The sequence below is a fragment of the Calothrix sp. PCC 7507 genome (genome assembly GCF_000316575.1).
Classification (GTDB): domain Bacteria; phylum Cyanobacteriota; class Cyanobacteriia; order Cyanobacteriales; family Nostocaceae; genus Fortiea.
Window position 1 is genome coordinate 4,915,341 of the sequence record NC_019682.1, and the last position, 13,346, is coordinate 4,928,686.

General features: G+C 40.8%; 7 protein-coding genes and 1 pseudogene. 4 read left to right on the forward strand and 4 right to left on the reverse strand.

The window, feature by feature from the left end; all coding sequences use genetic code 11:
- Positions 1 to 128: 128 nt before the first annotated feature.
- The gene (locus tag CAL7507_RS20930) at positions 129 to 5,477 is read right to left on the reverse strand and encodes a caspase family protein (RefSeq protein ID WP_015130493.1); all 5,349 of its coding nucleotides are present in this window, start codon (positions 5,475 to 5,477) and stop codon (positions 129 to 131) included.
- Positions 5,478 to 5,608: 131 nt separating this feature from the next.
- Here CAL7507_RS20930 and CAL7507_RS20935 point away from each other — a divergent pair, with 131 nt between their 5' ends.
- The 3 genes from CAL7507_RS20935 (at position 5,609) to CAL7507_RS20945 (ending at position 7,977) form a co-directional block, all read left to right on the forward strand.
- Entirely contained in the window at positions 5,609 to 6,010 is a 402-nt protein-coding gene (locus CAL7507_RS20935; protein ID WP_015130494.1) for a CU044_2847 family protein, read from the forward strand.
- Positions 6,011 to 6,138: 128 nt separating this feature from the next.
- The gene (locus CAL7507_RS20940) at positions 6,139 to 6,588 is read left to right on the forward strand and encodes a MarR family winged helix-turn-helix transcriptional regulator (RefSeq protein ID WP_015130495.1); all 450 of its coding nucleotides are present in this window, start codon (positions 6,139 to 6,141) and stop codon (positions 6,586 to 6,588) included.
- Positions 6,589 to 6,636: 48 nt separating this feature from the next.
- Positions 6,637 to 7,977, forward strand: a complete 1,341-nt coding sequence (locus CAL7507_RS20945) for an SCP2 sterol-binding domain-containing protein (protein ID WP_015130496.1) — start codon at positions 6,637 to 6,639, stop codon at positions 7,975 to 7,977.
- 276 nt (positions 7,978 to 8,253) lie between these two features.
- On the opposite strand, the gene CAL7507_RS20950 is transcribed toward CAL7507_RS20945, so the two are convergent.
- The 3 genes from CAL7507_RS20950 to CAL7507_RS20960 all read right to left on the reverse strand — a co-directional run bounded on the left by CAL7507_RS20950 (position 8,254) and on the right by CAL7507_RS20960 (position 12,349).
- The gene (locus CAL7507_RS20950; protein ID WP_015130497.1) at positions 8,254 to 8,856 is read right to left on the reverse strand and encodes a hypothetical protein; all 603 of its coding nucleotides are present in this window, start codon (positions 8,854 to 8,856) and stop codon (positions 8,254 to 8,256) included.
- Between the two features lie 216 nt (positions 8,857 to 9,072).
- The gene (locus tag CAL7507_RS20955) at positions 9,073 to 9,927 is read right to left on the reverse strand and encodes an Rpn family recombination-promoting nuclease/putative transposase (protein WP_015130498.1); all 855 of its coding nucleotides are present in this window, start codon (positions 9,925 to 9,927) and stop codon (positions 9,073 to 9,075) included.
- Between the two features lie 97 nt (positions 9,928 to 10,024).
- Positions 10,025 to 12,349 (reverse strand): bifunctional serine/threonine-protein kinase/ABC transporter substrate-binding protein, encoded by a 2,325-nt coding sequence (locus CAL7507_RS20960; RefSeq protein ID WP_015130499.1) that lies wholly within the window; start codon positions 12,347 to 12,349, stop codon positions 10,025 to 10,027.
- 409 nt (positions 12,350 to 12,758) lie between these two features.
- Here CAL7507_RS20960 and CAL7507_RS20965 point away from each other — a divergent pair.
- Positions 12,759 to 13,331 (forward strand): annotated as a pseudogene (locus CAL7507_RS20965) (prohibitin family protein); the annotation flags it as partial.
- Positions 13,332 to 13,346: the final 15 nt, after the last annotated feature.

A 13,346-nucleotide genomic window follows, 5' to 3' on the forward strand; every position in this document is an offset into this window, starting at 1 on the left:
GCTATGAGCAAGAAACTTCAGTTCCTTGCGGGACATGGGTTTCACTTTAAGTTGACACCAGTGGGTTTCCCCGCCCTCTATATGTATTACATTCTACCGAGAACCGCTATATATTGAATTCGAGCTTATTATCTTATTTGCGAACAGGCTTTTGCATCTTGAGCCTGAGACTTGCCACTAGGGCATAAAAAGTCCCAACTTTGGGCAGAAATTTCAATTCCTGGGTAAAGCTGTTTTGCCTTCTGATAATATTCGATGGCTTTCTTGATATATTTTTTCTGGTTTTGATCAATTGCTCTTTTGACATTATTGGGATTTTTATCCTTTAAAGGGTCTATTTGTTTGTTGCGTTCCTCTTGTGAATCAAAGTCGGGGTCTTGTTTGATTGCTGTATCAAAAGCATCGAAGGCTTCATCGAATTTTCTTTCGTATAGAGCTTTGATCTCTTTGGCTTCTTTAAGTTTTCTCTCTTGTATAGCTTTGATATGTTCTACTTCTTTAAGTTTTACCAGCTTTGCAGCTTTCAGCCCTTCTGTTAAGAGTTGAGCCGTAGCTGAAAGATTAAGGGCATACAAGCGCCGTGCTTCTTTTTCGGGTACAATTCCTGAATTAGCAAAAGCAGAGTCTTGGGCGATCGCTGCTTTAAAAGCTGCGGCTGCTTCTTTGAGTTCTCCCTGCTTTGCGGCTTTCAATCCTTTTGCTAATTGTATGGAAGCCTCAGATAGATTTTCTGCTTCTTCCTTTGGTTCAAAATTAAAAGTCTGTCCTCGTTGTTTAGCTTCGTTGAATTTAGCGATCGCTCCTTCAGTATCTCCTTGACGTGCTAAATCTCTTCCCTGCTCAATCAGCAACTTAGCATCAACTTCTGGAACATTACAGAGATTGCGAACCTCTGCAGTTATGGAAGAATTGGTGCGTAGATAGTTACGTACTAAAGCACAACTCTCATCTAACAACTGATCAAAATTCAAATTCCAAAGAATCACTCGACCGTCATCACTTGCAGAAGCAAGAGTTTGACCATCAGGACTAAACTTTACACTAGACACCACATCTGTGTGCTTGTTGATGGTATGCAATAAAGTCCCATTTCGACCCCACAAAATCACCTTTTTATCTGCACCCGCAGAAGCCAGAATTTTGCTATCAGGGCTGAAAGCTATATCAATAACTTTGTTTGTATGCCCGTACAGCGTTTTGATTAAATTCCCATTTAAATTCCACAATTTTATCGTACCATCCACACTAGCAGAGGCTAAGAGTTGACCATCTGGGCTAAAAGTAACCGCTTGAAGTAAATTTTGATGCCCTGCTAAATTTTTTTGAAACTTCCACGAAGTGCCCTCTTTCCTCCAAAGTTTAATAATGTTCTCTAAACCACCAGAAGCTAACAATTGACCATCGGGACTAAAACTGACGCTACGAACACCATTTGTATGCCCTGAAAGTGCTTGAATTTCAGTCAATGAATTTCCTTTGTATTCCCAAAGAATGACTTTATTATTAGCATCACCTGAAGCTAAAGTTTTTCCATCAGGGCTGAAACTAATGCTATAAAAATCCGTACCTATATTTGGTGACGAAGCCAGAAATTCACCTTCTCGTCTCCAGATCTTGATAGTGCCATCCTTACTAGCAGACGCTAATGTTTGTCCATCATGACTAAAACGAACTTGCCAAATCAATTCTTTATGTAATGAAATAGGAGATTTTTTATCCCATTTTTTGCTATTTTCATTCCAATTCCAAAGGTTAATATTACGCTCTTTATTAATTTCAGACTGACCAGATGAAGCGATTGTTCTGCCATCAGGGCTAAAGCTGACACTCTTGATTTTTTCTTTTTCATGTCGCAGATATTTCAGCTTACTATCGATATTCCAAAGCTTAACAGTTCCGTCATGGCTAGCTGAAGCTAAAGTTTGACCATCATCAGTGAACTTGATAGCTAATACTGGCCCGTCGTGACCTGACAACTCTAAGTTCTTTGGCTTTAATTCTTGATTTTGTGGTGGCTGACTGTCATAATTTGACCTCAAAAACCAAATTTTGACACTTTGATCCGTACTTGCTGAGGCTAACAGATATTCACCAGATTGATTTGTTTTAGAGCTAAAGCTTAACCCTCGAATCTTATCTCCATGTCCACCATCATTTTTGTCAGGACTATCAATATATCCAAACAACTTCCCATTATTTACGTTCCAAAGCTTAATTGTGCGGTTGTCGCTAGCGGTCGCTAAAAATTTCCCATTAGGGCTAAAACTTACAGCCCAAATAGTACATCTTTTATCACTGCACTGCTCGGTAGGAATCTCTTTAAACTTGCTAGTAGCTAAGTTTAATAATCTGACAACACCATCCTTAGACCCTGATATAGCCAATGTTTTTCCGTTAGGACTGAAACTCATGTCTAAAATCTGAAAGCCTACTTTGATGGTTTTGAGTAAGCTACCATCCAATGACCAAAACTTAATAGAACCATCTTTACTTGCTGATATTAAAGTTTTTCCATCTGGATTGAAAATTGCTCTATAAACTTCATTGCCATGCCCTAAAAATGTTTGTAGAAGTTTGCCATCTGTGTTCCACAGCTTGACAGTACCATCACTGCTTGTAGAAGCAAACATTTTGCCATCTGGACTGAAGCTAAGACCACGAACATAACGGCTATGCCCGTGAATTGTTTGTAGTAACGTTCCATCTGAACTCCACAGTTTGATAGCACCATCTTCATCTCCCGACACAAGAGTCTTTCCATCTGGGCTAAAACTAACATTGTCAATTTTCTTTCCATGACCTTTGAGACCGTTAATTTCTTTTAGGTCATAAATTGCTCGCCCAAGAGTAGCCACAACTCGAGTTCGGGTATCGGGACTGACGATAGCAAGTGGGTTTTTTAGGGCGTTAGCTGCTTTGATACTTTCCACCAGAGCCTCAACTCCCTTATTAGAGTTAGAGAGACGGTTTGAGTTTTCAGCCAATCTGATAATTCCATCATTTTGGTTACTATTCCATATCCAACCCAATGCTCCAAATAAGAGTGGTACTGTTACTCCAAGTACAACTCTATTCCTGAAAAGACGCTGCTTTTGTTTTCTAAGTTCTTCTTGTTCTCTTTGGCGCTCGCGTTCTTGTTCGGCTCTTTCTCTTTGAAGTTGCTCTTGTTCTCGTTGGCGTTCGCGTTCTCGTTCGGCTCTTTCTCTTTGAAGTTGCTCTTGTTCTCGTTGGCGTTCGCGTTCTCGTTCGGCTCTTTCTCTTTGCAGTTGCTCTTGTTCTCGTTGGCGTTCGCGTTCTCGTTCGGCTCTTTCTCTTTGGCGTTCTCTTTCTTCTATTTCTTGTTTTCTTTGAATACTTTTTTCAACAAATTCCTGTGCATCTTTGTCAAAAAACACACGAACAGGAGGCTCTTGGAGCGATTTGAGAAAGTTTTCTGCTTCTACCAGTTTTCCACCTGTTAGCAGATAGTCCTCAGCGCGATCTTTTGCTATCCATTCTTTCGCTTCAGCCTCAATTTTTCGCTCTTTGCGGATATCATTTCGACTATTCTCTAACCATTGACGCAACTTATCCCAATGGCGAATTAGTGCTTCGTGAGCAACGTCTACAAATTCCATTCCCTTTGAGGAGTCTCCCTTTTCGACCATTGCGCTGGTGACGAGTAACCTGACTTCGTGACCTACAAGTTTCTGGATGACTTGCTCGACCACTTTGGGGTCAGAATTGGAGTCTAACAAATCTTGCTTTCGTACTCGTCTGCGGGTATCTTCAGTACCTTCACCTAGCTGGGTGAGTTCTAAAAATATTTTTTGGGCTATCTCTTGTTCTTTGTCTGAGAACTCATCGAAAACTTCATTGGCTCGGTTTTGTAAGGCTCCTCGGATGCCACCTAGATTAGCATAAGCTTTCACTGTTAGGCGATCGCTCTGGCGTTGGTTCCACAATGTCCATAAAGTATATTGCAGCAGCGGTAACATTCCCGGCGACTCAGCGACATCAGCAATCATTTGAGTGACTAGTTCCGGTTCAATCTCTAAACCCACTTTTTCAGCAGGTTTCAAAATCGCTTCTTTTAACTCTTTTACCTCCATTGATTTGACAATGACTTGATGGTTTTGAATCTTCTGAGCCAAACCACTATATTCAACACACTTACTAAAAAAGTCCGCCCGCATAGTTATGACTAGATAGAACTTATCACCTAAAAGCTCTAAAGCACCTAGCAGACAGTCAAAAAATTGCTTTCGTTCTTGAATATCGTCGCAGAGAGTAAAAGCCTCTTCAAACTGATCCACCATCAGCATGACGGGCTTTTGAATAGCTGTAATTAACTGTCTTAAACCATCTGCACCTTTGGCAATTAATTCTTCAGCTTGAGCTAGCTGTAAACCTTTTGCAGTATCTGATAATCCTGAATCTACAAATGCTAATGCTAAATTTTGCAAAGGGTTAACGTCTGGGCGAAAATCTTTGAACTGCCAAGTATTGCTACCCGATAATCGCTGTCCTAACTTTAATTGATAAAGTAAACCCGCTCTCACAACACTAGACTTTCCACTTCCTGATGCTCCCAATACAGCTAAGAAATTACCAGAGCGCAGTGTGTTTAACAACTCGTCAATTAACTCTGTTCGCCCATAGAAATACTTTGCATCTTCATGATTACAGTCAAAGTGAGTCAAACCCTTGTAAGGACAAATGGCTTGTTCTGATTTAGTCCCAACTTCTTCTGTAGTTACTACATATCTCTTGGTGAGGTTGATTACTTCACCAGAGTTGTAATAAACTGGGGTTTGGGGAAAAAAGTTGCGTTTCTGACTCAGTAAATCTATTAAACGGTAGTTAGTCACCCATCCTTCTTGGGTAGGTTCTAGTCCTTCTAGCAGTATTTTAGTAAGTACGCTGTGTGCTTTACCAATTTCTTGATAAGCAGTCTGGGAATCACGACAAGCAGCAATAAAGCATCTGTCTCGCACTTTTCCCTTGTTTCCAGGATTTGCCTCAGCATCAAAATTTAGCAATTCTCCGCTATGGCAGCAATCTAAAATGATAATCTGCTGTGGAATCTCGCTTTTTTGGAGAAGTTCCTGCAACCATCTCAGAGATAAGCCGTATTGACCATTTTCTTGATTAAAATCAGTGGTTGCTAAAAATCCTTCTCTCAAACCTTTGTCTTTAACCCACCCATGTCCAGAAAAATACAGTAGCGCTGTTTCTGGCAATTGTTTGCTTTCTGGCTTAAACAGTTGGGTTATTGCTGTTTCCAGATCAACGAAATTCACGGGATTTGATGCATGAACGCGAATCGTCTTATCTTTTTTCAACCCAATTGCAGGTAATCGCGTTACGTTAAATTCTCCATACTCTTCTAACAGTTTTGCGATCGCTTCCGCATCTTGTGCAGCTGCTGTTAGTGGAGATAGTTTAGACGAGCTCGGATAAGAATTAATACCGACTACCAATGCATCCCGGCTCATAGCACGCACCCCTAAGATAACTACTGATCAGCATTATTACTTAGGTGCTACAAAACCTCAACTCAATTTTCCGGAGACAGTTATGTAAAAAATGTGGTAATTACTTAGTTATTCATTCTTGGGAGTTAATCATGACGAAGCTTACACCTATTAAGCTAGATGACAACACAATTATCTATATCGAAGCTAGCGAAGATGTGGAATTTACTTTAGTCAACCCAGAAACAACTTCCGAAGAAGAAGATGAGGAGGAAGAAGCACTAGTTGGTAAAGGAATGAGTCCCGTGGAAATACGGCAAAAAATGATCCAAAATTTTCAGGTAATTCACTCCACAATTCAAGCTTATACTGTTTCCTCCTTAAATGCATTTAAGCAAATTCCGATTTCTAACGTAGATAAAGTTACTTTAGAGTTTGGCATTGAATTAGGTGGAGAAGCTGGTATTCCATATGTAACAAAAGGCACTGCTAAAAGTAATATGAAGATTACTGTGGAGTGTTCTTTTCCTGAAAATAAACTGGGAATAAAATAAGTGCTTTCAGCTACAATTTAGCTATTTTTGATTTGGACAAAGTGACCCCGATGTTGAGGATTGGGAAGTATTCCGTCTTCCATCCTCAATCTATTGACTTAATTAAACAGTGTATATACACTTAAAATATGCAAAATCAATCAGCCCAACTTAAAAAAGTTAGCACTACCTGCACCTGCTTTCATCTCCGCAAAGCATCTCGCATAGTTACACAAATTTTTGAGGAGGTGTTGCAACCTAGTGGGGTGTTAGCGAATCAGTTTACCCTTTTGACTGCAATTAGCATAGCTGGCTCGGTAACAATTACGCACCTCGCCCAAGAACTAGTTATGGATCGAACCACTCTAACACGTAACCTCAAGCCGCTGGTCAAACAGGGGTTTATTCAAATTCAGCCAGGACAGGATCAACGGGTACGGGTTGTGAGTCTCACCGCAGCAGGACAAGCCGCTTTGACAAAAGCATTACCGTTGTGGGAGATAGCACAAAACTGCGTCATCGAGCAATTGGGAACAGACAAATGGAGCTTATTGTTATCTGGGTTGTCTGATACTGTCGCCTTGCTGCGTAATAGCTAATTTTTTTGAGTAAAGCGTGTATATACACATATTTAATTGAAGAGAAGTATGTCTAAATTTGATGATCATCCGACAGTGAAAAAGTTTCGTGAGCAGAATGTTCTGGACAGTACGAAAGTAGCTTCGCTGTTAGATGCGGATTGGCTACGCGATTTGTGTTTAGAGGCTGGAGCTGATGACGTTGGTTTTGTGGAGATAGACAGACTAGAAATTGCTGATCAACGCCAAGAGATTTTGAAGGCTTTCCCGCCGACAAAGACACTAATTAGCTTTGTGTGTCGAATGAACCGGGAAAATGTGCGATCGCCAGCGCGATCGGTAGCTAACCAAGAGTTTCATACTACAGGCGATGAAGTCAATCAAATTGGGCGGGAGATTGTTGCAACACTTGAGAAACAGGGTATTCGCGCCTTAAACCCAGCAATGGGGTTTCCAATGGAAATGGATCGGTTTCCTGGGAAAATTTGGGTTGTTTCCCATAAACCCGTAGCAGTAGCAGCAGGTTTGGGACATATGGGAATTCATCGCAACGTTATACATCCCAAATTTGGCAACTTCATACTATTAGGAACAATTTTAATAGATGCAAAAGTGAGCGCACATCACCAACCAATTGACTATAACCCTTGCTTGGAATGCAAACTGTGTGTAGTCGCCTGTCCAGTGGGAGCTATTGGTGCAGATGGTCATTTCAATTTCTCCGCTTGTTACACCCACAACTATCGAGAGTTTATGGGAGGCTTTACCGACTGGGTAGAAGACATTACCGAGAGTAATAATGCCCGTGAATATCGTCAAAAAGTGAATGATTCAGAATCAGCCTCAATGTGGCAAAGTCTGGCTTTTAAGTCCAACTATAAAGCCGCTTATTGCGTGGCTGCTTGTCCAGCAGGAGAAGATGTAATTGGGCAATTTTTAAAGAATAAAACAGGCTTTGTGCAGGAAGTAGTTAAACCCCTGCAAGATAAAGCAGAAACTATCTATGTTGTTCCTGGTTCCGATGCTCAAGACTATGTAGCGCGTCGGTTCCCTCATAAACAAGTCAAGCAAGTCAGCAATGGGATTCGCCCTAATTCTATTCAGGGTTTTCTGTTCGGATTACCTTTATTGTTTCAACGCCAGCAATCAACGGGTTTGGATGCTACCTATCACTTCACATTCACTGGTAAGGAAGAAAAGAAAGCAACAGTGATCATTAGGGAACAGACAGTTGAGGTGAGGGATGGACATATGGGAACAGCCAATATTCATGTGACTGCTGATAGCCAAACTTGGTTAGGTTTTCTGGCTAAAGAACAAAATATTATTTGGGCTTTGATCAGGAGGAAGATTCAGGTCAAAGGCGCATTAAGTTTGCTATTAGCTTTTGGCAGATGCTTTCCATCTTGAGTTGGAGTATGGCGCTTCTCACTTCGATTAAATGCAATCCAGGGCGGGAAAACCCCACTCCTTGTATCTACAGGCTTTGCGGTTAAAAAAACGTCTAAAATTTAATCATGTCAGACGCTAATTTTACTGCTCCTGTGTCTTCAGAATTTCTCCACTTAGAACTATTATAATGATCGCCTGCATTCGTAATAGTCTCCGCCCTGGACAACAACAAATGGCAGATTGGTACGCTGGTCTTTGCAGACATTATCAAATATAGAGCAGATTATATCAATTTTAACCTTCCCGCACCATCCAAACCAACATTCCCAATAGTATTTCTACTGGTGGAACAGTATAATCGTTTAAATCAATGCTTAGTGTTTGCCCTGATAATTTCAAAAATCGCCAAGCTGTACCGCTGCTGATGCTGCCATAAATTGTCTTAATTGGTATATTATTGATTTCGTTGAATTTTTGTGCGGCAATCATTTCTGCTGCACATTGCCCTAAACCGGGTTTTAAATCACCTTTTTTCGCTTCAATAATCACAATGACAGGAGCTTCAATAAATATTTGTTCGGGTGAACGGCTAATTAAAAAATCACATACTCCACTTAAGCCTAGCTCTGATGCGACGGTAAAATCTTCACCCGAAAAAAAGCTGACTTTGCGTTCAAGAATTTTCCGAACTTCTACGAGGATTGGACTAATAATTAATTCTGAGCGAGCTTTTTCTGAACCAGTTGCTGTTGCTAGTGGTAGTCCTTCGCTTAGTGCTTCTTTGAGGTAAAAGCTAGGTTCTATGGATTGCGTTTCTGGTAAAAACCGTCCATTTTCAACCGTAGTTAAGTTAAAGTCGCTTTTGACTTTTGACAGTGAGAAGTCACTATAAGACATGATAAATATGATTAAATATTAATCGATGGGTATTGATCCTATCGCGTTTATAGGTGTTGTGTTGAGAATGGGATCAACAAGAGCGATCGCCTTCTCCAAATCCTAGTGGCAAAGAGGCGGCGATCTAATTATAAAAATAATTAGTAAATAGATGTATGAGAACCCCGATTTCCTGGAGAAGTCGGGGTTTTGAGACTCTTTTGGTGTATCATGAACTCACTCAGCCTGATTACCGCGAGTTTTAGCCTGTAATTGCTCAACTTGCTCGATGGTCAAACCAGTGACACGGACAATTAATGCGATCGCCACTCCTTCATTGAGCATATTTCTGGCAATTTCCTGAGCTTTTTGTTCTAAACCCTGTTCTAAACCTTGTTCTAAACCTTGTTCAATGCCTTGTTCAATACCCTGTTCAATGCCTTGTTCAATGCCTTGTTTCAGCCCTTCTTGCAGAATATCTTGATAAATCACAGATTCGCGCATAATATCACTCCGCAAAATTCTTTTAATCAACTCTTTATTTAATACTAGCCCAGCTAACACGGCTGTGGATGCAGCAACATTACTGCGGATGCGGGTGTCGTTAAGTGCTTCAATAACTTGGGCTACTTCTTCTAAAGTTCGCGTTTGATCGTTGGTTTGACTTAAAGCTGCAAAGGGTAGCAAACCCGGAGAATTGAAAAATACTTCGGGTGGCTGTTCCCAAAGTCGGATTACTGTAAATCTGTGCCAGCTATTTTCTAGAACAAATTCCGTTTGATAAACTAACTCAGAATCAGTTGGTTTGAGATAAATCACCACCTGACGCATTTGCTTATGGGGGAATTTTCGATATCCACGTAAGCGATAATCCGCCATCCGAAAGGGAATATCGGCTTTAGGTGCGGTTTGGAATTCGAGATGCAGGATAATTTCATCCGATTGCAACAAAATTAGTGCATCGGCGCGGATAGGTTCGAGGGATAATTCCGATGGACTTAGTTCGGTGAGAGTTATTGGTTCACCGAGTAGCCATGTTGCAAAGTCCGATGAAAATGACTCTGCGAGAAATTTACAGACGTTATCAAACATAAGTAGGGCGACGCGAATAAAGCTAACTTGCGGAGATCGTCATTTGTCATTGGTAATGGTTGTAAGCCTATTTACATAGAGCAGATTATATATCAACTTAATTACAGACCAAAGGCCGATCGCTCACTGTAAACACAAAACTGTTAAAATTACAATCACGGCGGACCGTAACCATTGTAATTTTGCCATCGCGGCGATCGCTTCCCTGAAATTGAATGACTCCGGTTGCGCCTGTAACTAAAAATTGAGCCATTGTCAGTGTTTTCTGGATACCGATGCGGGTGGGGTTTACCTGTAAAGCTTTGCTCAATACCAACACTGCATCGTAGCTGGTAGCAGTTCGCCAAGTGATGTCAGTGTTGTCAATAAGTGTGTTTATCGGAATTTTCCAGAGCTTTTGAGCTTGCTGGATAAACGCCGAGTTAACATCAGTCATAGGATGCCATGCGATCGCTAATACCATCCGTTCAGTGTCTTGTTTGAGTAAGTCAGCACCGTAAAGACTGTCACTCCCCACAATCCAAGATTGGTTGACATTCGACTGAACGACTTCTAAAGCGTTAGGAATCGCATTATACAATCCTACTCCCGCATCGGGAATCAAGACAATCACCGTTGCACCTTGGGTTTGTGCTTGGTTTAATGCCGCAGAAGCGTTAAAGTCATCACTAGCCAAATTGAAAGCTGGTTGATGAGCGATCGCATTACCTTGGAGTGATTTCGCTGCTGCTCGAAACGCCCTAGATAAAGATTCCGCATATTCACTACCCTGGCTGTAAAAGATTGCTACTTTTTTCTGTTTGAGTTCAGAGAACACGTAGGTAGCCATTTTTTCAGCGGCGATGCGGTTGCTAGGAACAGTGCGGAAGAAAAACGGACTTTTGAGATTATCTGAAGTGCTAGTGGGAGAAACTAAAACTAACCCCGCTTGGTGATAAATTGGTATAGTTTCTTTAGTTGCTTCGCTGGTGTAGTGACCCACAACAGCCAGTAAATCCTGATATTTCACCAACCGTTGAGCAATTGAACGGGCATTATTACCAGATTTGCTATCTTCACGATTATTATCATCAGCGATAATTATCCGTAAAGGTTGACCGTTTTTCAATACCTCAGTCTGAGCTTGAGCAACACCTCTAAGTATTTCTAAACCGATAGCAGTCCGACGTTCCAAAGGAACTACAACTGCAATTGTGTAAATCTGATTAGCCTGAAATTGTGATTGAATTTTGGCGTTGTTGAGATAAATTAACGTTTCTGGATCTGACTTCTGTTTAAAAGCAATTTCCCACAAACGCACAGCTGCGGAAAAATTTTGGCTGCGATACTGTTCAATGGCTAATTGCTTTGTTGGTGGAGGCTGGCTATTTCCCCAAAAAGCACTGGGAATTAAGCTTTCTTCACCACAACTGAGATGATTGTCAAGGATGCGATCGCAACTCTGTGATAATGTTATCTTCTGATAAACCCATGTGGCGCTAAAAAGCAGCAAAACACCACAAGTAGTACCCAGCAATAATTTTTGCCATTGCATCTGTGGCTGCTGCTGAAGATTCTCCAGCTTTTCCAGCATAGCTTGAGCTGTTGCTGGTCGGCGCTGGGGACGAGAATCCGTCATCGCCTGAATCAGATCAATCAATCTTTTGGGGGTTTTTTGGTCTTTCACAAATTTATACCAATTGCGGAAATCCTCACGGCGATCGCCCGCAGGATCAATACTTGTGAGTAAATAAATAAAAGTCCGACCTAATGAATAGAAATCTGATTGTAAAACAGCATGACCATCAAGTTGTTCTGGTGCAGTATATCCAAGCGAATAAACTACTGTCACCGACTTACCATTAACAACAGTTTGTGTCACCTGACGCGCCGTCCCAAAATCAATTAAAACTAATTTTCCATCTGGACAGAGCATAATATTTGCTGGTTTAATATCCCGATGAAAAAAACCATGTTCATGCACAAATTGCAAAACCTGCGTTAATTGTTTAAGCCAATTCAATGCAGTTTCATAGGATGTCACACATTGATTTTGAGCCAGCCATCCTCGTAAATCTTCACCCTCAACTTTCTCCATCACCAAACAGCGTAACTGACGACCTGTATGCAATACCAAAGGAAATAACATTTCCCCAACAGGTAAACCTGGATGCTGCAAAGTTGTTAATATATATGCCTCTTGCTCAAATAATCGGAGTAATTCCGGTGTGACAGTCTTTAAGGATTTGAGAATTTTAGGTTGATCCTGGTCAATTAAATCTTCAATTTCAAATACTTCCGTATAGCTGTGTATTTCAACTTTTAAAGGTCGCCTAATTCTGTAGCGGTTTTGCAACACCAGCGGCGTTTTACAGTTTTGACATACCGCACAATTATCAGGATTTTCTCGCTGCGAACAATCTGGATTGATGCAGTACGCCATAGAGGAAGGAAGAGAGCCAAATAGATCCTATCTACATTTTAGAGTTCCATGATAATTATTGCCCGGATACAGCGCTTCCTGCTGTTATGACACACAGTTTTTTATCCTCAAGCCTGTAGGGGCGGGGTTTTTCCGCCCTCAATTGTATTGCATTCGACTATCTTGATTTATGAAACATACATAAATGAATTTGTCAAGCTCAGATTTAGTTCAGTGTAAATGATCTGAAGTTGACCTAGCCGGAATCATATCAAACCCCAAATAATGGGATTACCAAAACTTTCGGTAAGTAGTTAGGCAGGAATGAACCAAACTATATTACGAAAAGTAAATACACCGGAAACCCTTACTAATGACAAAGGACGACCCTCATTAGTTAACTTTATTTACGCCCACCTACTTAAGCAATATGAACAGCATGAGAACCACTGTTACTGGATTTCCAGTCAAGTTTTATTTTGCCGGGGGAATAGGAATATTTTTATTAATTTTAGTAATTAGTTTCCGTCCCTTCAGCATCGTTAATGCTGGTGAACGGGGCGTGATCATGAAATTTGGTAAAGTCCAAGATCAAGTATTAGATGAAGGTATCCATCCAATTCTACCAATTGCCACATCAGTTAAAAAACTTAGCGTCCGTGTACAACAAAATAGCTTTAAATTTGATGCTGCTTCTAAAGACCTACAAAAAATCACAGCAGAACTGGCCGTAAACTGGCATGTTGATCCGATACGAGTCAATAAAGTTTTTCAACAAGTAGGCGATAAGCAACAAATCATTTCTGGAATAATTACTCCCGCCGTATCTGAAGTACTAAAAGCAGCAACGGCTAAAAAAACAGCCGAAGAAATTATCACTAAGAGAACAGAACTTAAAGAAGAAATTGATAAATCCCTTAAAATTCGTCTAGCAGCTTATGGCTTGATAGTTGATGATGTGTCTCTAGTGAATTTTGCATTTTCTCCGGAGTTTGGTAAAGCATAGGACTTACGCATT